The sequence below is a fragment of the Leptolyngbya sp. GB1-A1 genome (assembly GCF_039962475.1).
Lineage (GTDB): Bacteria > Cyanobacteriota > Cyanobacteriia > Elainellales > Elainellaceae > Leptolyngbya_A.
Genome location: NZ_JAMPLI010000001.1, coordinates 314221 through 335340, shown reverse-complemented (window position 1 = coordinate 335340; position 21120 = coordinate 314221). Strand labels below are relative to the sequence as shown.

Below are 21120 nucleotides of genomic sequence, written 5' to 3'. Positions count from 1 at the left end.
CCGACTTGTTTAACCAGTTCAACCCGTCCGACTTGCTCGATCGCCCTGTTTAACTTCTTGCGGGCAGCAGGCAAACAACTACTGGGGTTGGACTAGCTCCTGGATTAGGGCAATCATTTTACCGGGATCGATCGGTTTCGTTGCGTGTCGCTGAAAGCCTGCGGCAATGGCTTGCTGCTGATCAGATTTGCTGGCGTATGCCGTCAGGGCAATTGCCGGGATCGATCGCGTTTGTTGAGAGGTACGGAGTCTTTGCATCAACATATAGCCATCTATTTCAGGCATTCCAATGTCGCTGACAATCACATCAGGGCTGAACTGCTCCATTGTTTGCAAGACATCAGCAGCACAGGTGGCTTCTGTCACCGTCGCGCCCTCATCTTGCAGCAGAAACGCCAGAAACTCGCGTGTATCCGGCTCATCATCGACGATCAGCACTCGTACCCCAGCCAGGGGATGAGTAGAGGGATAAGGGGATGCGGGGTTAGGGGAGGTAGGCGGGGTAGAGGAATTGTTTTCTCTCCATCTCCTCAACTTTCCATCTCCCTGACTCCTGATCAGGGGCAGGCAAACTGTGAACGTGGCTCCCTGTCCCTCACCAGGGCTGGCAGCCGCGATCGTTCCTCCGTGCATTTCCACCATCTGACGGGCGATCGACATTCCTAAGCCCAGTCCTCCAAACTGACGCGTTGTGGAAGCGTCTTCCTGCCGAAAATATTCAAACACAAAGGGCAGAAATTCGGGAGCAATGCCTTTTCCGGTGTCGGTAATGGTGACTTGGGTGAAGGGAGGGATGAGTGGAGGGGCGGAGGAGTGGAGGGGTGTGGAAGTGGAGGAAGGGTGAGTGGCTGATCTGCGGGTATCACGACTTCCCATCTCCCCATTTTGAGCTGCAACCTGTTCTAGCTTCACCGTAACTCTGCCGCCGTTTGGCGTGAATTTGATGGCATTAGACAGGAGATTCCAGAAGACTTGCTGAAGGCGAGTGGCATCGCCAAAAACGCGGTTTGCTGCCAGATGAGTTGCTGCGTTGTTTTCCGAGGGGAGAATTGCCAGATCAAGCTGAATTGATTTTGCGATGGCTGCCAGCCGCACCGTTTCGAGCGCTGCTGAGAGGACGGTTGCTAGATCGACCGGAGCTGCGTTTAGAGTTAGCTTGCCGCCCATAATGCGGGAGATGTCGAGCAGATCTTCGATGAGCTGTGCCTGAAGTTTGGCGTTGCGCTCGATCGTCTCCAGGGCAACCGTTGTTTTTTCTGGGGCAAGCTGATGGCTCTGAAGCAGTTTAACCCAGCCCAGAATGGGGTTGAGCGGCGATCGTAACTCATGGGACAGCACAGCCAGAAATTCGTCTTTGAGGCGATTTGCCCGTTCTGCTGCGGTGCGGGCGGCTTGCTCTTGCTGTAATAAATGCTCTCGTTCGGCTTCTGCCTGTTTGCGTTCGGTGATGTCTCGAATCAGCCAGCGCAGCCCGGTGAGCTGTCCATTGCTGTAGATACCCGTAATAGTAATTCCAGCGGGAAACGTCCTGCCCTGCTGCGATCGAAGCTGCAACTCTAGCGACTGCACCTGCTGAAAACAGTGAGGCTGATTAAGCTGGATAAAAAACGCTTGCTGATCTTCAGCACTCGCCAGATAACAAGCAAGCGGCTGGTTCAGCAAAAACTGCGGCTCAACGGCTAATAAGTCTACGATCGCCTGGTTTGCCTCCTGAATCTGCCCATTTGAATTTGTGACGACATAGCCATCGGGCGCGAAGTTAAACAAGTCCTGATAGCGTTGCTGCTCGTGGGCAAGCTGTTCGTGCTGCTGCCGCAGTTCTTCTTCGGTCGTCTGCAACTCTTTCAGCGTGACTTTCAGCGCTTCGTTCACTTCAATTAATCGATTGTTCCACTCTGCCATTTTGGCATAGGCGTTGGCTTGCTGAATTGCAGTACCCACCTGAGTTGCAAGCTGTTTTAGCAGATCGACATCGGCGGGTTTCCACTCACGTGGAGCAGCACAGTTTTGGGCAATGAGCAGACCCCACAGCGTCTCTTTCTGCAAAATTGGCACGACCAGATTGGCTCGCACCTGCAAGCTTTCGAGAAACTCAAGGTGACAGGGTTCCAGCCCTATCGTGCGGATATCTGCTGCCGCCATAACCCTTCCCTGGCGATATCCTTCAGCGTAGCCCCGATGAAAGCAAGGATCGTGAAACGTGTTTGATAAAACAGAATCCCACGGCGACACGACGGCTTCTGCCACGACTGCGCCCCATTCCAGCTCTGGTTCGAAGCTGAAAATCAAGACGCGATCGGTATGCAAAAACTGCCGCACTTCCTGCACCGTGGTCTGCAAAATGTCATCTAAATCAAGCGATCGATGAACCTGCTGAGCAATCCGGTTAATAATGCGCTCTCGTTCCAGGTTTTGTTGTCGTTCGGCTTCGATCTGGCGAATTTTGCGTTGAAGTTGAGCCTTTTCGATCGCGCTTTCAACTGCAAACTGCAACTCGTCTGACGAGAGCCTGCCCTTGATCAAATAATCTTCTGCCCCGGCTTTCATCAGCTGCACGGCGATTGACTCATTGCCCTGCCCAGTGATCACAATGACCGGAGGCGACAGATGACCACTTTGGGCTTGCAGTGCCTTCAGAAACTCCAGTCCTTCAAAGTCGGGCAGGCGATAGTCAAGCAGCACTACGTCTGGCTGAAGCCGACAAAAATCAAGAGCTTCCTTCCCAGTGACAGCTTCCAGAACCTGATAAGTCTGCTCGGAATTTCGCAGCAGGTAGCGTCGATACAACTCTCGATCGATTTCGTTATCTTCTGCAATTAATACGGTTCGGTTCAGGCGCTGTGAAGATGGGTCTGGGGATGAATCTGAGAATGGGTGTGAGGATTGCTTCGGGAATCGCTCATCCTCAAGCGCGTTTAATAATTCGGACACAGAATTGCTCCTACTCCCCCTGCCGCAGGCGATTGCCTTTATACTTCAGGCCGAGCTCTAAGCTAGAGAGCAAGATCTGCTCAAACAGCATTCTCAACCTGTTGCACCTAGCTCGTTAATTATCCTAGCTACTTATCAAAAGCCTTTTTTGACTGAATGAACATCCCTCTAACGGCAGAGGATGAGTGAGAACCAACTTAGCTCAACTCATGCTTAATTCATTGCAAACCTTATTGCAAATTAAACTGCGTTAAAAATATGTCACGAAAATATAGTTAATAGAATAATTTGTTGCGGATTTATTTACATGAAAATATTGCTAAAAATATCATTAAAAATACCGCTAAAAGTATTGCTGAGAAGACTAAGAACTGGAATTTTGGGGTGATTAAACTGAGCATTTATCAAGCTTCGCTCTGAGAGAAAAATTATCAAGCTAGAACAGGAACCTGGCTCTCTTCCAGCATTCAAAGCCGCTTCACGTTGCAAGCTAGAAAGCAAGGAAAGCAGCGCAGGCGATGTGCCTCCCTGGATACTTTGTCAATTGCACTTTGTCAAATGCTCTGTCAGAACTCTACCCTATGGCTAATTTCCTAAGGTTGATTTATTGAGTCAGGGATTACAGCGATAATTCCAGCATTATTAGTTAATTTATTAGTCAATTAAAATTGTTGATTCTAAGATTGCTAATTCGTGCATTGGCGATCGTGGCTGGAAATTCTGCCTTTAAGCTCTAATAGCCTCTTTTGTTAAGCAAAACCTTGTTAAGCAAAATGGTTGAGCAAAATCAGCACATTCGCTAGAACCCAACTCATTCACTGACATGATGGATAGCCTTACTCGTCCCCTTCTCGTGGTTGATGACTCTGACATCGACTTTGAGATTCTGCAATCTGTGGTCAGCCGGACTGTGGTGGATCAGCTTGTCTTTCGCTGCACAGATGGCGATGAAGCACTCAGCTTTTTGTTTCAAACGGGCGAGTACGCTGATCCTGATACTGCGCCCCGTCCTGGGGTCATTTTACTGGATTTGAATCTGCCCGGAACCGAAGGGCTAGACGTGCTGGCGCGAGTCAAACAAGACGACCAGCTCAAAAGTATTCCGATCGTCGTTCTCACTAGCTCCACCAATCCTGACCACATCAAACAGTGCTATCAGCGCGGAGCAAGCAGCTATGTGGTCAAGGCAATGAATACCCAAAAATTTATTGCGACTCTGCAATCCCTGATTCATTTTTGGCTAGAAAGCGCAGTTTTATCTTATAGTGAGCAGCCCTGGTTATCGCATCGTTCCGCATTTCCTCAGTGTTGAACCACGATTGAACCAGTGTTGAACTGCTACTGCTGGAAGTTAAATCTGCGCGATCGTCGCCTGCCATTCACTGCATTCTTCTAAGTAGGAAAGCAGATAGAATAGGGACACAATGATTGCTTAGAGTAAGTCTTATGTCTATCGACTGTCTATTGAAGGGTACCCGAGGTAAGGATGCCTGAGTTTTGCTTAAAAAAAGTGCGCTTGAAAAGTATTTGATAGTTTCCATTTCCCTCGCTGTTTCCCTCGCTAATTTCCCGTTTTGGGGACTTTGAGATGTCTCTCGCTTTTTACTTAATCGCAACTCAAGAATGGTACAGAAGCCGGTAATTGCCTCGGAAGTGCTTGATCTCACCAGCTGCGAGCGTGAACCTATTCATATTCCCGGCTTGATTCAGCCGCATGGCTGTCTGCTGGTACTCAAAGAACCCGATCTCACCCTTATCCAGGTCAGCGAAAATACGGCTGCCCACCTGGGCAAGTCGCCAGAGCAGCTTCTGAACACTGCCCTCACCGATCTCCTGGGGGCAAAGCAAACGGTCGCGATCGAGCAATGCCTGACGGAGAATTTTGAGACCGTCAATCCCTTAAAAATCACGATCGAACGATCCGAAGGCGCGGCTATTTTTGACGGGGTAATTCATCGAGCGGATGAGCTGCTTCTGCTGGAGCTAGAACCGAGCCAAACTGAGGCTTCTGCAAATTCTCTTCAGCTTTACCCCTGGGTTAAGGGCACGATAAATAAGCTCCAGAGTGCCACCACGCTTCAAGAAATGTGCAACTTTGCGGTAGCTGAAATTCGTCGTTTGACAGGCTTCGATCGCGTCATGGTCTACCAGTTTACTAAGACAGGCGCGGGCAAAGTGATCGCAGAGGCAAAGCGCGACGACGCGACCCCTTATCTGGGCTTACACTATCCGTCTACTGATATTCCCCAACAGGCAAAACAGCTTTATATCCTCAATGGGCTGCGGCTCATTCCCGATGTCGCCTATCAGCCTGCGGCTCTGGTTCCGACGCTGAATCCTGTCACCAATCGCCCCACAGATCTGAGTTTAGTTGGGCTGCGGAGCGTCTCGCCTGTGCATCTGGAATATTTGCACAGTATGGGTGTGAGTGCGTCGATGTCGGTATCGCTGCTGAATCACAAGCTGAATCAAAAAACGCTGTGGGGCTTAATTGCCTGTCATCACCATACGCCCAAGTTTCTGAGCTACGAAGTCCGAACGATCTGCGAATTGTTAGGACAGGTGGTTTCCTGGGAACTGGGAGTGAAGGAAGAAAATGAAGATCTGGAATACAAGGTGAAGCTGCGATCGACACTGGCACGGTTTGTTGGGCAAATTTCGCAGCATAGCGAGTGGGTGAGCGGGCTGAATTACGCTTCAGCAGATTTGCTGGATCTGGCTGGTGCCCAGGGCGCGGCAATCCTCTGGGACGATCGCTGGATGCAGATTGGGCAAACCCCCGACATCGCCGACTTGTCCGCGCTGGTGAAATGGCTCGAAACCCAGGTCGAAGACAATTTGTTTTATACCGATGCCCTGGCGCAGGTTTATGCTGACGCAGCTCGATATCAGCAAATGGCAAGCGGGCTCATCGGCTTAGCCATCTCAAAAACGAACCGGAACTATATTCTGTGGTTTCGCCCAGAGGTCGTGCAAACTGTGAACTGGGGCGGCGATCCCAACAAGCCTGTGCAGGTCGAGCAGGACGGCTCCGTGCGGCTCTCGCCTCGCAGATCCTTCGCGCTGTGGCAAGAAACGGTGAGGGGTAAGTCGCTACCCTGGAAGCCCTGCGAAGTGGAAGCCGTGATGGAACTGCGAAGTGCGATCGTTGGCATTGTGCTACGGCGAGTCGATGAATTAGCGCGAATTAATTTGGAGCTACAGCGCAGCAATCACGAGCTAGATGCCTTTGCCTACATCGCGTCTCACGACTTAAAAGAACCGCTGCGGGGCATTCACAACTACTCAAATTTTTTGCTAGAAGACTATGCCAAAGTGTTGGACGAAGAGGGCGTTGCCAAACTGAAAACCCTGGTCCGACTAACCCAGCGCATGGAAGATCTGATCGATACGCTGCTGCACTTTTCTCGCCTCGGACGGGTTGAACTAGAGCTGCAAAAGATTGACCTGAATGAGCTGGTGAAAGCGGTGATCGAGGTGCTGCGCCTGTCGCGATCGAACGTCAGAATTCAAATTCCCAAACCGCTGCCGACGATCGAGTGTGACCCGGTGCAGGTGAGCGAAGTATTTAGCAATCTGATCAGCAACGCAATTAAGTACAACGATACCCTGGATAAACTTGTTGAGATTGGCTGGACAGACGAAATCACGTCATCCTGTCCGGCAATGCAAAGCAGTTCTCCCTTCGGGGGCATTGGTCAGGGGCGATCGGAAAAGCTATCCAAACTTGTTTTTTATGTGCGTGATAATGGCATTGGCATTCCAGACCATCACCGGGAGAATATCTTTCGCATTTTTAAGCGACTGCACAGCCCCAAAAAATACGGCGGCGGCACAGGGGCGGGTTTAACGATTGCCCGAAAAATTGTTGAGCGGCACGGCGGGCAGATTTGGGTCGAATCTGAGGTGGGCAAAGGCAGCACGTTTTTCTTCACCTTACCGACGTAAGTATGCTCGATTGGGATGACTGAGGAACTTCTAAAACACCCAAAGCTTCCTGGCGATCGTCTTTATAAATCGGCGAAGCTAGTAGCGTGCGATTGCGTCCCCGAAAACTGGCGTGCCTGCTAGAAGGTTTACTGATGCTTAACCTTTAGCTATCTTCGGGTTAATCTGCTTAGCCTATACCTAATTTATTCCCAGGTGAAGAGAATCCTTACCGCCCTAAATCTGCCAGCCCAGCATCTCAGCGACCTCATCCGCCAGCTTAAACGGCTCAAACGGCTTATAAATTACTCCGGCAATCTCAAACTCCAGAATTTGGGCGGGTGTGACCACATCGAGCTTTGCCGTAAGCAGAATTACCGGAATCGATCGCGTTGCAGCGTTTGCTTTGAGCTGCTGAAGTAACCGCAGTCCATCAATGTCGGGCATCATGACATCCAGCAAAATTGCATCGGGCTGCTCTGCTTCTGCCTGCAAAAGTCCTTTGCTTCCCGATCCTGCGATCGAAACACTCCAGCCGCCAAGCCTTCTCAAACAGACATCAACAATTCTCGCAAGGCGTTTTTCGTCATCGATTAGAAGAATTCGCTTTGCTGTCATTAGAGCAAGCTCTGTCGAACAACGGGGATTTCAATGGGTAGATCTCACATAAACTAGCAGCGATCGATCACAAGCACATCGCCCCTCTGAGGGATTAGATTTTTGTCTAGGGCTGTATCAATTCAATGTTCATTTGCTCTTATCGCAACTTCAGCGCAACGAATCCTGTGGCACTTACCTGGAGTCCTTGCTTGTTGCACTCATTTGGATCGTGATGAATTGAGTGGCGATTGATTTTGCGGCAGTAGCGGCAGCGTGAAATAGAACGTGCTGCCCTGACCAAGGGTGCTTTCTGCCCAGATTTGTCCGCCGTGGAGCTGCACCAGACTACGGCAAATCGCCAGCCCCAGCCCTGTGCCATCTTGCTGTTGCGCGTCGGTAGAGCGAACCTGCTGAAACCGCTCAAAAATCAGCGTCAGTTTATCGGCCGGAATACCGCGCCCCTGATCTTTTACCTGAAAGCGAATCATTGGATTTCCAGCGATCGTCACTAGAGCGGCACTCAGATGCACTCTTTGATGTGGCGACGAAAACTTGATTGCATTGCCCAACAGATTCACCAGAATTTGGATCAGGCGATCGAGGTCTACATAAATTTGCTGTGGTAGCGGCGTAAATGTGAGAAAAATTTGCTCTTCTTCAGCAAGCGGCAGAAGGCTATCGATCGATCGCTGCATCAGGGTGGCAGCATCGCACCATTGGCGGGCCAAAATAATCTGGCGTGATTCCAGCCGTTCCAGATCGAGTAAGTCGTTGACCAGTCGCACCAGTCGCTCGGTGTCGCTGATAGCAATTTCCAGCACTTCCTGAGCCGTTTCTGGTTCGTCGTCAAACAGTCCGGTTGAAAGCAGAGCCAGCGCACCTCGAATCGATGCCAGCGGCGTTTTTAGCTCATGGCTGACGATCGACAAAAATTCTCGCTTGATTTGCTCAATTTCCTGCGCTTCGGTAATATCTTCGATCGTGCCAACGTGCCCAATAATTTCGCCAGAAGAAACGATTGGAGCCGTTTTTACTCGCGCAAACCGGACTGTACTGTCTTTATGCACATAGCGAATGTCGTCTGCGTATTCCTGACGAGAGAGCATCGCCATCCGCCACTTCGACCACTGCTGCTTGCGATCGTCGGGATGAATCGATCGCTGCCAACCCAGCCCCATTGCTTCTTCAAGCGTATAGCCGCAAATTGCCTGACCTCGCGGATTCACATAAGTGCAGTTTCCCATGATGTCAATCCGAAAAATGCCGATCGGTGCGGCTTCACTCAGCACTCGAAATTCGGCTTCACTCCGGCTTAGCAATGTCTCAGCCCGCTTGCGATCGGCAGACTCCTGATGAAGTTGCTGCTTGGTCTGCATTAGCTCAGCAGTTTGTGCTGCAACCTGGCGTTCGCGTGCCTGATTTGCCTGCTGAAGCTGGGACAGAGTTTCCTGGTGTTCGCGTTCAATTTGCCTGCACTCTGCAAACTGGGCAGTCGTCTGCTGCACGATCGATCGCAATTGCTCAGCCGTGATTTCGCATTTAATCAAACAATCTGCTGCGCCATGCTTCAAAGCTGCGATCGCCGTGTGAAGCAGTTCTCCGGTCGAAGTTGTCTCGCTTTCTAACAGCAAAATAATCGGTAAGCTCTGGCTTGGATTTGAATCTGGGTATGAATTTGAGTATGAATCCGAATCTGAATTTAAACGTGAGCTTGGATGCCGGTCTAAATATAAGCTTGAAGACTTGCTCTTGAACTGATTTTTGAACTGGTTCTTAAACTGACGCAAAAATTCCAGCCCCGTCATATCTGGCAGCACATAATCCAGCAGGATTGCATCGGGCAGTTGGCGTGAACAGCAAGCTAATCCTTCAGCACCGGACGTTGCCTGCCACACTTCATAACGATGCTGGTCATCTTCAGCCAGACAGCAGCAATACCGTTCCCGGTCTTCCAGACAGTCATCGACAATCAGAACCGATCGGATATCTCCCATCATCATGCTTTATCTAAAAATTCTATTTAAAATTCTTTAATCTAAGGGATTGTTTAAACCGCGATCGTTTTCTGAGTGCTCAGTTGCCCAACTTTTACAGAGAACTAATTCTCTTTTAGAATTCAAAGTCCTCCAGATTTGGGGAATTCAAGGGGTGATGTAAAATCTCTGATGCTCCTCAGACAATTTCCTTAACCATCTCCCTTAAGCCATCTTCCTAAACTATTCTCCGAAACCATTTCCTCAAGCGATCGCTAAGTAGGTAGCTTGTTCGCACTAAACCAGTATTCGATCATAAGCTGCATATTTCTTTTGAATTTTGCCCCATCAACCTGCTTCACAATACATCCACTCACTCCTTTTTGATAGAGCAAATTGACTTCCTTGGGGTTGAGATCACCCGATAACGCAACGATCGGGATCGCGCTCAGAGAGTCGATTTGTTTAACACGAGTGAGAATCTCTGTTCCGTCGGTTCCCGGCAAACTCAGATCCAGCAAAATCAGCGAAGGAAGCGCATGGTTGCCCTGATCTTGCACAATGCTTTGATGTTGCAGCAGGTATTCCATTGCTTCATCTCCAGTGGCGCAGCGATCGAGCTGACATAAATTCAACGCTTGCTCCACGATCCGTTCCAGAATCGCGAAATCCTCATCGCTATCTTCAATGACAAGCAGAACCGGGGGTCGGGATTCGTGCATAGGACGAAGTAGGGGTAGGCAGCAGGAAGAAATGACCAATAAACCAATGACCAATGACCAATGACTAATAACTAAACTCAAGGACGATTGCGTTTTCGCAGGCGAGTTCGCTCTAGCCATCGGGTAATGCGGGCGATCAGCTCAGGAGGAACGATCGGCTTTCCGATAAAGTCATCTGCCCCTGCTGCAAAGATCTGGTGAATCACGTCAGGATCGTCGTAAGCGGTCAAAATCAGAATCGGCAGGTCTGCCCACTGCGGGTCTTGCCGCACCACCTGACAGAGTTCGATGCCGCTAAAGGTTGGCATATAGCCGCTTAAAATCAGTAGATCGGGCGCAGTTGCCGTAAACACTTCCCAAAACTGCTGCGGGTCTGCCAGCGTTGTCACCTGCATTCCCCAAGGTGGTAGCAGATCGATCAGCGTTTCCAGCACGGTCGAGTCATCATCTACAACCAGCACTTGGGCATCGGGCAGGGGAGCCGGATTAATGATTTTGGTGACGACGCGCAGTACTTCTGTGATTGAAATGGGCTTGTGCAAAAACGCCTGACCACCCAGCCGCGCCACGGTCACGCGATCGGCAAGACTGTTTTTCATGGTCAACGCCACAACGGGAACTGCCGAATTTTGCTCAGCCAGCTCAGCCAGCAGCGCGAAGCCATTCTCAGTCGTTTCGGGAAAGATCAGATCCAGCAAAATCACATCGGGCGACATTTGGGCGATCGCAGTTCGACCTTCAGCTAACGTCGTTGCCACTTCCACCTGAAATCCGGCGGTGCTTGCGGCTTGCTTTAATAGCTTGGTCAGCACCACGTCGTCATCGATCACCAGTAGCCGTCCTGAAGCGACTTTGGGCACGGGCACAGGCACGGCGACCGCAGGCGTTGCATCCAGGGCTTGCTGGAGCGCCTGCACCAACTGAGAAAGCTGCTGTGCCTCGGTGGAACCCAGGGAAACGCCGTCTTGAAGCAACTGCTCGATCTGACGGGCAGACTGAGAGCCTTCGAGCAGACCTAGCGATCCCAGGGTTCCGGCAAGCTGGTGAGCCTGTCGTTCAGCTTGCTGGCGCAGAGTGAATTCCAGCGTTCCGGCAAACAGGCTGCTGATCACCTGCTCAAATACTGCCACTTCTTCCTGAAGGCTGGCTTTTAGCTCTGCCTGCACTTGCGCCAGCTCTGCCATGATGTCTTGATGCGCCCGCACGCGATCGCCTTCCATGGATTCAGGAGCAGGAAGCTGCTCTTGCTCAGCACTGTTGGAAATCGGGGCAGTTTCAGGGGGCGGATTTAGCCGATAGCCCAATCCATAAATAGTTTCGATCGGTTCGGCGGTGACTCCGGCTGCCTTGAGCTTTTGCCGCAGTCCTTTGACATGGGAGGCGACGGTTCCTTCACCTGGAGCTTCTGAAGCATTCCAGAGGCGATCGAGAATCACGTCTTTGCTAAAGATTCGCAGCGGATTCTCCAGAAAAAGCTGAAGCAGGCTAAATTCTTTCGCAGTAAGGTTGAGCGGCATGCCTTCCCACGTCACCTGACGCAGAGCGGGCAAGAGTTGCAGTGCGCCCCAGTGCAAAGTGGGGGTAAAGTTGACCTGCCGTCGCCGCAGCAATGCCTGTACCCGGGCGATAAACTCGGTTAGATCAAAGGGCTTATCCAGACAGTCATCTGCGCCCGCGTTGAGGCCCATCACCCGTCGGCGGCTCCCATCTCGCAATGTCAGCAGCAAAATTGGCATCTGGTAGTTCTGCGATCGAAGATTTCGACACAGACTAATGCCGTCCATATCTGGCAACTCGGCATCGAGCACGAGCAGGTCATAGTCGTAGGTTTGCACCATTTGCATTCCCGTCCGACTATCCGCAGTCAAATCAACCGAAAACTGACGGTTAGTTAATGCCAGCGTTATCGTTGCGCCTGTCTTCTCGTCACTCTCGACCAATAGAACTCTCACGCTCACCTCTTTTTTAACCAACGCGCTTCTTTAGCCCATAAGCAATCGGGCTGGAAAGCTTACAACCTGGAATTTTGTCAGATAAGCGCAGGTACACAGATAGCCAGATGTGTGTTACGTCTACGGTTACTGCCTCTCTGTCGTTTCAGTGAAACTGTTGATTAGAAGCCAGCTCAGAAAAGCGACCGCATTCTGAATGGGCTCGTGTTTGACTGGATGAAACGGCAGAGGAGACATTACGTTGTACGGCAAATGATCCGCTATCGAAATTGGGAACAGGCGTAAAAAGAGCTGTCTCGTTTTCTCAGTTTCATGCAGCAGAACAAGCGATTCATCACAGAAGTCCGCGATCGAAGTTCTGCATAACAGTATCGATTGCCGCCCCCAGAATGCACAATGCAGATTAGACAGCAAATTTGAAGCAACTTTGAAGAGGTTGTTAAGTTTTGTTAAAAGATTTTTGCGACAAAGCGACTGGCGCAGCATGGTGAAGCAGCGATTACAGCATCGCCAGCAAATGGTGAGGAAAAGGCTCACTCCTAGCCTGCAAAAGTCCCTGATTTCCCACTTTGCTCTCACTCATTTTATCTGAAACGCGAAGTGGAGCCGGGTCAGTTGGCTGTGCATCAGTGTGCGTTAATGTACATTATGCTGATCGCATTGATGCTAGTGGCACGATGTTCATAACCTTGTATCAATACGAATCATTGATACGATCGTGACTCATGATCCGCTCCGATGCATTAGTGCGGCAGTTTCTGTAGTGTATCTGGTTTGCTCGATGCTTCAATCAGAAGTGCATTCAGCAGCAGTCCGTCAAGAAATATACAGTCATGTTTGAAATAACGTTCAGAATTGCATTCGGCTCAGTATCCTGTTTCCATGCATCCTATTTCTATGCATTCGATCGTTGGAAGACGATTGGTTGAGCTTTCGCCTGAGAACCCGTCTGCAAGAACCTATTTGCAAGAACCTATCTGCGAGAAGCTATCTGTAGGAAACCATTCGGTGCGCTTTTGGCAGCGTGAATGAAGTGATTTAGATTTGTTGCGTCAACCTCTTCTCGATCAGAATGAATCAGACGAGCCTATTCAGGGCAAAACAAGGGCAAATCAATACTCCAAAAAAAATGTTTCAAAGCCATCCGTTTCAAAGCTGTCTGTTTCAAAGCTGTCCGTTTTAAAGCGATTATTTTGCGGCTGTGAAGGCTCTTTCAAGACCGTTTTCAGGGCTGTGTCGGTTGAGTCAGTTTGGCTACGAATCTGCTGGGCGTTTTTTTCCAGGTCTGCCACCTGAGCATCGAGCGTGGCTAGACGGCTAGCAATCTGCTGTCTGCGCTGTTCCATGTTTTCTAGCTCTTGTTGAAGCCGCTTCTTCTCGACTACCAGCTTGTAAATATCAAGAAACGCTGCTGCCTCCGATCGCTGTCGAGGTAGCGTGCTGATCTTGGGCTGGATGCGGTTTTGGGGAATTCGACGCATGGGGAAACCAGGATAGGGTGAGTTGCGGCTATTGTGCCCGATCGGTGATTCTAACTAACGAGCAGCAGCTTTGATCGCTCGCCTGGGAATCAGCCTACCGTTGTGGGCATACTGAACCGCAGACTTGATCGTCTCTGCGTCTTTCCAGTTTTCCCAACGTTTTCCCTCATGGCAAGCTCACACCCGCTCCGTATTCTGATGCTGTCTTCGACCTTCCCCTATCCGCCTAGTCGAGGTGGCACCGAGGTGAGAACGTTTCACCTGCTGAAATCACTGGCAAAGCAGCACTCCGTTACGGTTGCTACTCAGCGTCATGGCGATGTCTCCGATGCAGATGTAGATGCCCTGCGATCGCATCTTTCAGATCTGGTGGTCTTTCCGCTGCCGCAGGAGCCGAAGGGAGTTTCCTTGCCTGCCAAGCTTCTGGGGCGGGTCGCTCGCTTTGGGCAAGCCTGGATGCGCCAAACTCCGCCCAATGTGCTGCACCGCTACTCGCCTGAACTGCAAGCCTGGGTCGATCGAGCTGTGGCTTCAAAACAATTTGACGTTATTACCTGCGAACACAGCGTTAACGAAATCTATATCCGACCCGAATTTCGCCATCAGATTCGCACGATTGTAGATGTGCATAGCTCCGTTTATGCCTGGACGCGCCATCATCTGGAAACCCAGGCAGCCGTTCATCCGCTGCGCGATCGATTCTATCTGCCGCTGTTGCGTCGCTATGAGTATCGCTACTGCCGTAAATTCTCCCAAATCGTCGTGACCACCGATGACGATCGACAGGAGTTTCTCGATCTGGGAGCGACGGCTCCAATTCAGGTCATTCCCAACGGGGTCGATCTCGTGCAGTTTCCGCTTCGATCAAGCGATCCTGGCGGCAGGACGCTGATTTTTGTAGGCGCGATGGATGCTTCGCACAACATTGATGCGGTGCGTTTTTTTGCGATCGAGATACTGCCCCAACTTCAACAGCGATACCCGGATGCCGTGTTTCGGATTGTGGGTGCTCGCCCGGTGCCCGCCGTGCAGGAATTGGCAGCTCGCCCAGGCGTGATCGTCACCGGACCGGTTGAGTCAATGGTGAAAGAACTGCATCAGGCAACCGTCTGCGTGGTGTCGCTGCGTACCGGATTTGGCATCAAAAACAAAACCCTGGAAGCAATGGCGGCAGGCGTTCCAGTGATCGGAAGCGATCGCGGCTTAGAAGGGCTGGCAGTCGATGGAACCGTGCCTCTGCGGGCAATTCGCGCCAATCAGATCGATGAATATCTACACGCGATTGGGCGACTGTTTGAAGATGCTAGCTTGCGTCAGCAGCTTTCTCAGGCAGCGCGATCGATGGTCGAGCAGGAGTTTACCTGGGAGCAGGCAGGGACGCGGTATGAGCAGGCGTTGAAAGGCGTTTAAAGGGGGATTAAACCGACTCCAGCAAATGTTTTAATTCCTCTTCGCGGTGCTGAAGTCGCTCTGCCAACAAATCGACAATAAAGCGGTGGATATTGGATGCCAGAACGGGCTCAGAGTCTTCGATCTGCTCAAACGTTTCAGCAGATAGGAAGTAGAGCGCACTCGGCTTATCGGCAATTACCGATGCCATACGAACTGTGCGGCGATAAAGTCCCATTTCCCCGATCGTATTGCCCACGGTGTAGGTGCGGATGCGCTTGATTTGCCCATCGTTTAACTCCAGCACCACGCTAACCTGCCCCGACGCGACAAAATACAGCCCATCAAACGGATCGCCTTGATGGAACAAATACTCATTCTCTGCGACCTGCCGCAGTTCCAGACGGTTCATCAGGCGATCGACCTGGTGGGGATCGGAAAAGTCAGCTTTGAGATTGGTCGCTAGGGCAGCAGCGGGACTGTGGAAGCTGTTTTCGACCTGAGGCTGATACTGCTGCAAAACCTGCTGCTCATACCATTCCAGCCCGCGATCGAGGTCGGAAAACGTGTGGCAAAAGGGGTCATTTTCATCCAGGCAGTCTCCCTGCTTGAGCCGCTGCTTTGCCTCTGATGACAGGTTGGTGTAGAGCAAATGCACCTGTTTTTGGCTGGCAATTTGCTTGAGTTTAGCGAAACTGAGCACAGCAGAGGCATCCAGCCCGCTCACCACGCGAAAATCAAGAACAACATAGCGAACAGGCGGCAGGTTGTCATGATTAATTCGATCGCGAACCTGATTAAGCAGCTTATTGGCGGTTCCAAAAAAGATCAGCCCTTGCAGCTCCACAATGTAAGCCTGGTCGCCTTCTGCCTCCAAAATTTCGAGTTCTTTAGAGGTTCGCAGCACATTGCTGTGGTGATAGTTGCCAGAACTAACTCGCCGTGTCACATTGAGCTGACTGTAGCTAATTACAAACAGCACGATCGCTGCCACCAGACCTGCCCCGATCGCCTGAAGAAAGCCTACGGTGACAGTGATCAGCACAATCAGCACAATAATCGCGTAATCCGATCTCGAAAACTTAAACCAGGCTTCATAAAGCCATTCATTAAAGAATTCAATTGTGATCAGCAGCGGCATTCCGATCAGAATAAATGTGGGAAACAAAGACAAGAGCGGCGCACCACCCAGCATCATTGCCAAGCACATTCCCGCAATTACCCATCCGACCCAACGTTTCGTGACTCCCAAATCGTGAGCTAGAGCATTTTCTCCTGCACTGGCAAACCCGCCCACGCCGCCGCCTAACCCTGCAAGTAGCCACGCAACGCCCGCTCCACTCAGCTCCTGGTTTAGATCCAGATCGCGGGATGCCACCAGTTCAACGCCGTTGGTGTGCAGCAGCAGGGCGATCGCCGAGACCAGCCAGAGGGCTGCTAGCGTCGGAATTTGCTGAATGACAACGCCCCAGTCTGCCTGCTGAAATGCCTGAACTGTCGCAAACTGATACAGTCCGCCGGAAGGCACGTTACCCAACAGCCAGCCCCGCTCGGTTGCTTGGGCGATCGAGGTTCCGGTCAGCGACAGTCCTAAATAAAACAGCGCGACCGCCCCGGTCAGAATCCCTGGATAAACCGCAAAATGATTCACCCGCTGCGGCAGGATGAACATCACGACCGCAAAAATCAGAGCCGGAAGCCATTGCAGCAGCACATTGAACTGAAAAAAGGAGGCGATCGAGAAAGGCTGCAAACTCAAACCTGAAACTGACCCCAACGCTGCCATCAGCAGGAGTGCGCCGATCGCCGCCAGAAAGCCACCGACAACTGGATAAGGAATAAATCGCACAAAGCTTCCCAGCTTAAACTTGCCCAGCCCTAAAAAAATTGCCCCTGTTGCAAAGCTGTTAATCGCAAAGGTTGCTACCAGCGTCATGAGCTTTTGCTCGACCGGGGCATCAGGCATACCTGCCACAACCTGCTTCGCGATCAGGCTAAAAATGGGAACGGTGACTTCGGCGATCGTGACTATCAGGGCAGGATACGAGCTTAATGCTCCAGTTACTCCGCTCACGATAACAGAGCTAAAAAGCAGTAGCCCGATTCCAAACGGCAGCATAGGAGCCAAGTCACCGGCAAAAATTACCTTACCAAAGGAAACTGCACTCGTCACCGTCAGCAGTCCCATAATGGCAGCTGCAATCAGATTTGCGAGGACAGGGTTTGTAGCCGGTTGGGAATGTGCGATAGTAGTCACTTTCTTAGAAGCTGGAGGAAAATTAATAATTGCTGTTTATCCTACAGAATTCTGAACGACTCCATTCAAATCAGCAAGCAACTTCCTACTTCAGATATACCTTTGAGCCAGTTGAATCGAATGTTTTACGACCTATCGTAATCGATCGCGAAATGAATTTTTTACGACAAAAAACTTCCAACCCTACGGAAGATGTGAGGTACAGTTCGTTGCGCTATGCTCATAAGCCAATGTGTTATTTCAGTAAAGTTTATTTTGATCTCAATTCAAATTTGAACGCAAGGTTGGATCGATGCTGCTGCTGTTGTTTCACGTTGGAGAAAACCTATATGCGATCGATACTGAGAAGGTGATTGAGATTATCCCGATGGTGTTACTCAGAGGGATTCAGCCTGCTCCTGATTATCTGGCAGGCGTTTTCAACTATCGCGGCAGCATTGTACCTGTAATTGATTTGTGTCATTTGATTCGCGGCGAATCGTGTCAGGTTTGCTACAGCACTCGTGTCATTTTGGTGAACTACAGCGTTAACTCAGAGCAGACGGCAAACGAAAATGGTTCGCAACGCTCGTTAGGATTAATCGCAGAACGAGTGACTGAAACGCTAAAAGTATCGCATGATCAGCTAAAAACTACAGAACAAATCAGCAGTTCACCCTATTTGGGCGAATTATTTATTGATCAAAAAGGCATTATTCAAAAAATTAATTGGGAGCATCTTATTACTGATGCTCATCAAACCACGTTATTAATTGCAGGAAACGGTCAGGCAAATGGTGCAGAACACAATTGAGGCACTGCTGAGACAGAAGCTAGGGCTAGATGCCAACAGCGTTGGTTCACGAATCATTGAACGAGCTGTTGAACAGCGTCAAATTGCTTGCCAGCTCCCCGATCGAGTCGCCTATCTCGCGCTGGTGCAATCCTCTCCTCAGGAACTTAATCAGCTCATCGAAGCCGTGGTGGTTCCAGAAACGTGGTTTTTCCGCGATCGGGAACCGTTTCAGTATTTGCGTCAATTCGTGCAAGAAAAGTACGTGAAGGAAAAGTATGAAAACGTGCAGTTTGGGGTCAAATCGATCGATCCTGATGCGGTTTTGCGCGTTCTCAGCGTACCCTGCTCGACCGGAGAAGAACCCTACTCGATCGCCATGACCCTACTGGATAGCGGACTGACTCCGGCTCAGTTTCGAATTGATGCGGTTGATGTTAGTCAGCAAGCTCTGATTAAAGCGCGGGCAGGCATCTATCGCAAGAAGTCGTTTCGTGGCGGCGCAATTCAAAATCTAGAGCATTATTTTCAAGTCCGACCAGAAGGCTTTGCAGAAGGCTACGAAGTCCGACCAATTGTCCGCGAAAGCGTGAATTTTATCCAGGGCAATGTTCTGGAACCGCGTTTTCTGCTGGGCAAACAGTATCACGCTATTTTTTGCCGCAATTTGCTGATTTATCTTGATGAAGCAGCTCGCCATCAAGTGATTGAATCGCTCGATCGTGCCCTGTTGCCGCTGGGGCTTTTGTTTTTGGGATCTGCTGAAACGGGTCAAATGGCAAATCGAAACTATCAATCGATTGATCATCCGTTTGCCTTTGCCTACCAAAAGGTGTTTTTGCCAAACTTGCAAACGGCTTCAGGAACGACTTTCAGAACTACTTCAAGAACTGCTTTAGACGCAGACGCTGCACCCCCGAATGCAACTGCGGCGGCATTGCTAAAGCGTAAAGAGTCTACCAAAGCAAACTACTCTAAACTCCGTCTTTCCAGCCCTTGGCTGAAGCAAACCGCAGTTCAAAGTCCTGCACAATCACGAGATTCAGGCAACTCGTCTTCTGCGCCAAAATCCACTTTAGCAAAACTTAATCCGGTAAACCCCCGTCCAGCTTTTGTTCAGCCTTTCCCGGCTCCGCTAGAAACTGCCAGGCAGCTTGCTGATCGCGGACAGTTGACTCAGGCAGCCCAACTCTGTGAATCTTATGTGCGGGCAAACTCAGCGCAGCCGATCGCTTACTTGCTGTTAGGCGAAATTTATCAGGGACTCAACCAGCCCAAACAGGCAGAACGATGCTTCCAGAAGGCGATTTATCTCAATCCCAACGCCTATGAAGCCTTAGTTCACCTGGCGTTACTCAAGGAGCAGCAGGGTAATTGGGTTGAGGCACAAAGACTGAAGCGGCGAGCGCAGCGGCTTGCTGAGCAAGGATATGAACAGTCTCAATCAGGCAGTTAACTATGGTTCGATCGACCTGGAATAGAATTACGAATCGCATTTTGCTGGGGTACTCGATTCCGCTTCTGGCTTTGTTGGGATTGAGCATTATTGTTTACGAATCCAGCACGCGCACCTTTCAACTTCAGCAGCAGAGCGATCGAATCGAGCGTCAAATCCGCAGCGTCAACGGGCTGGTAGATGGACTCAACCGGATGACCGGTGTGACCCGTGCCTATGTGCTGTTTCCTGGCGAAGCAGCGGCTGCGAACGATTCCTACGCCGATGCCCGCGAAGCATTTACCGAAAGCGCAAGAACGGCGATCGCCCTTTCTGATTCGCAGACCCGACCCTCGGTCGAAGCTTTAGCCCAGTTGGGTGAAGAGTACGATCGCGCCCTGCAAAACGCCTTTCGACTGGTCGGCGAAAATCGCATCCCTCAGGCAAGAGAAGAAGTGCGACAACAGCGAATTGTAAATGCCGTGGCACAGCGCGACCGGGTCGTGGGCGAACTAGAAGACGGGCTAAATCGCAATAATCAAGCGGTTCAAAATGCTCAGAATTCTTTGCTGCGGCTGATTGTAATTGGCACAGGCATCACCATTCTCGCGACGCTTGCCGCCGGCCTGGTTGTAACTCTGCCTCTGCGCCGCCAGTTGCCCCCGATCGTGGATGCGGCGACTGCGATTGCCAGAGGTGATCTGACGCAAACGATCAACCCAACCAAAGACCCTACCGAAGTTGGGCGGCTGCTGCGGGCGTTTCGGGAAATGATTAAAAGCCTCAATGGTTTGATTGCCCAGGCACAGCGATCGGGCATTCAAATCAGCACCTCGACAACACAAATTGCAGCCGCAGGCAGACAGCTCGAAGCCACGGTCAATGAACAAGTCGCCTCAATGCACGAAGTCAAAGCCACCTCGCGCCAGATTGCTGCAACTGCCGGGGAACTCGCCCAAGAAATGGATGATGTTGCCGACACTGCCCAATCCACTACAAATGCTGCGGTGAACAGCCAGGAGAATCTCGAAAAGATTCAGGCGGCAATGCAAAGCTTAGTGATTGCAACACAGTCTATCTCGTCCAAGTTAAAGGTAATGGATGAAAAAGCAAACAATATTAACAACGTCGTCACAACTATTACAAAAGTCGCAGATCAAACCAATTTGCTATCGCTGAATGCGGCGATCGAAGCTGAAAAGGCAGGCGAATACGGAGCTGGATTTGCCGTCGTGGCGCGAGAAATCCGCCGTCTTGCTGACCAGTCTGCCCTAGCAACTCTCGAAATTGAGCAAATGGTGAAGGGAATGCAGTCCTCAGTGTCCACTGGTGTTATCGAGATGGACAGGTTCAGCCGCGAAGTCACGCAATACGTGCAGGAAGTCGGTGAAATCAGCCTGCAAATTGCCAACTTTATTCAAGACGTGCAGGGATTACCGCCCCAATTTGAAACCATCAGTCAGCGCATGGGTGAGCAGTATCGTGGAGCCGAGCAAATCAGTACGGCGATCGCCCAGTTGAGCGATGCTTCTTTCCAGACCATGCAGTCGATTCAGGAAACTAATAATGCACTGACTCAGCTCGATGATGCGGCGCAGGGGCTTCAGCGGGAGATTTCGCAGTTTAAGGTGTAGTGAGTGAATAGATGGGTGAATGGGTAAATGAATGGGTAAATAAATGG

General features: G+C 50.7%; 13 protein-coding genes. 6 read left to right on the top strand and 7 right to left on the bottom strand.

Annotation, left to right across the window (positions count from 1 at the left end):
• Positions 1 to 78 precede the first annotated feature (78 nt).
• Entirely contained in the window at positions 79 to 2931 is a 2853-nt protein-coding gene (locus NDI45_RS01410; protein WP_348245836.1) for a response regulator, read from the bottom strand.
• A gap of 823 nt (positions 2932 to 3754) precedes the next feature.
• On the opposite strand from NDI45_RS01410, the gene NDI45_RS01405 reads away from it, so the two are divergent.
• Positions 3755 to 4243, top strand: coding sequence for a response regulator (locus NDI45_RS01405; protein WP_190789585.1), 489 nt, complete (start codon positions 3755 to 3757; stop codon positions 4241 to 4243).
• Positions 4244 to 4554: 311 nt separating this feature from the next.
• The gene (locus tag NDI45_RS01400) at positions 4555 to 6879 is read left to right on the top strand and encodes an ATP-binding protein (RefSeq protein ID WP_348245835.1); all 2325 of its coding nucleotides are present in this window, start codon (positions 4555 to 4557) and stop codon (positions 6877 to 6879) included.
• Between the two features lie 216 nt (positions 6880 to 7095).
• On the opposite strand, the gene NDI45_RS01395 is transcribed toward NDI45_RS01400, so the two are convergent.
• From NDI45_RS01395 to NDI45_RS01375, 5 genes are all read right to left on the bottom strand, one after another.
• Positions 7096 to 7476, bottom strand: a complete 381-nt coding sequence (locus NDI45_RS01395; protein WP_348245834.1) for a response regulator — start codon at positions 7474 to 7476, stop codon at positions 7096 to 7098.
• 200 nt (positions 7477 to 7676) lie between these two features.
• Complete coding sequence (locus tag NDI45_RS01390) at positions 7677 to 9458, bottom strand: ATP-binding protein (RefSeq protein WP_348245833.1); 1782 nt, start codon at positions 9456 to 9458, stop codon at positions 7677 to 7679.
• 248 nt (positions 9459 to 9706) lie between these two features.
• Positions 9707 to 10153 carry a response regulator gene (locus NDI45_RS01385; protein ID WP_190794361.1) on the bottom strand — a complete coding sequence of 149 codons (447 nt, stop codon included), beginning with the start codon at positions 10151 to 10153 and terminating at the stop codon, positions 9707 to 9709.
• Between the two features lie 77 nt (positions 10154 to 10230).
• Positions 10231 to 12105 (bottom strand): response regulator, encoded by a 1875-nt coding sequence (locus NDI45_RS01380; protein ID WP_190794362.1) that lies wholly within the window; start codon positions 12103 to 12105, stop codon positions 10231 to 10233.
• 1112 nt (positions 12106 to 13217) lie between these two features.
• Complete coding sequence (locus NDI45_RS01375) at positions 13218 to 13586, bottom strand: hypothetical protein (protein ID WP_190793655.1); 369 nt, start codon at positions 13584 to 13586, stop codon at positions 13218 to 13220.
• Between the two features lie 168 nt (positions 13587 to 13754).
• On the opposite strand from NDI45_RS01375, the gene NDI45_RS01370 reads away from it, so the two are divergent.
• A complete protein-coding gene (locus tag NDI45_RS01370) occupies positions 13755 to 14996 on the top strand; it encodes a glycosyltransferase family 4 protein (RefSeq protein WP_348245832.1) in 1242 nt (413 codons plus the stop codon).
• Between the two features lie 7 nt (positions 14997 to 15003).
• Here NDI45_RS01370 and NDI45_RS01365 read toward each other — a convergent pair whose 3' ends face one another.
• Complete coding sequence (locus NDI45_RS01365) at positions 15004 to 17232, bottom strand: SulP family inorganic anion transporter (RefSeq protein ID WP_190793653.1); 2229 nt, start codon at positions 17230 to 17232, stop codon at positions 15004 to 15006.
• Between the two features lie 292 nt (positions 17233 to 17524).
• On the opposite strand from NDI45_RS01365, the gene NDI45_RS01360 reads away from it, so the two are divergent.
• The 3 genes from NDI45_RS01360 to NDI45_RS01350 are packed head-to-tail and all read left to right on the top strand — an operon-like array spanning position 17525 to position 21073.
• On the top strand, positions 17525 to 18025 hold the full coding sequence (locus NDI45_RS01360) for a chemotaxis protein CheW (protein ID WP_348245831.1): 501 nt from the start codon (positions 17525 to 17527) through the stop codon (positions 18023 to 18025).
• Positions 18006 to 19460 (top strand): CheR family methyltransferase, encoded by a 1455-nt coding sequence (locus NDI45_RS01355; RefSeq protein WP_348245830.1) that lies wholly within the window; start codon positions 18006 to 18008, stop codon positions 19458 to 19460. The genes NDI45_RS01360 and NDI45_RS01355 overlap by 20 nt, the downstream gene beginning before the upstream one ends.
• 2 nt (positions 19461 to 19462) lie before the next feature.
• On the top strand, positions 19463 to 21073 hold the full coding sequence (locus tag NDI45_RS01350) for a methyl-accepting chemotaxis protein (RefSeq protein WP_190793650.1): 1611 nt from the start codon (positions 19463 to 19465) through the stop codon (positions 21071 to 21073).
• Positions 21074 to 21120 lie beyond the last annotated feature (47 nt).

Excerpts from the sequence above, each read along its gene's own strand:
- NDI45_RS01405 (WP_190789585.1), top strand. The coding sequence starts at position 3,755 with ATGATGGATAGCCTTACTCGTCCCCTTCTCGTGGTTGATGACTCTGAC.
- NDI45_RS01400 (WP_348245835.1), top strand. The coding sequence starts at position 4,555 with ATGGTACAGAAGCCGGTAATTGCCTCGGAAGTGCTTGATCTCACCAGC.
- NDI45_RS01395 (WP_348245834.1), bottom strand. The coding sequence starts at position 7,476 with ATGACAGCAAAGCGAATTCTTCTAATCGATGACGAAAAACGCCTTGCG.
- NDI45_RS01390 (WP_348245833.1), bottom strand. The coding sequence starts at position 9,458 with ATGATGATGGGAGATATCCGATCGGTTCTGATTGTCGATGACTGTCTG.
- NDI45_RS01385 (WP_190794361.1), bottom strand. The coding sequence starts at position 10,153 with ATGCACGAATCCCGACCCCCGGTTCTGCTTGTCATTGAAGATAGCGAT.
- NDI45_RS01375 (WP_190793655.1), bottom strand. The coding sequence starts at position 13,586 with ATGCGTCGAATTCCCCAAAACCGCATCCAGCCCAAGATCAGCACGCTA.
- NDI45_RS01370 (WP_348245832.1), top strand. The coding sequence starts at position 13,755 with ATGGCAAGCTCACACCCGCTCCGTATTCTGATGCTGTCTTCGACCTTC.
- NDI45_RS01360 (WP_348245831.1), top strand. The coding sequence starts at position 17,525 with ATGCTGCTGCTGTTGTTTCACGTTGGAGAAAACCTATATGCGATCGAT.
- NDI45_RS01355 (WP_348245830.1), top strand. The coding sequence starts at position 18,006 with ATGGTGCAGAACACAATTGAGGCACTGCTGAGACAGAAGCTAGGGCTA.
- NDI45_RS01350 (WP_190793650.1), top strand. The coding sequence starts at position 19,463 with ATGGTTCGATCGACCTGGAATAGAATTACGAATCGCATTTTGCTGGGG.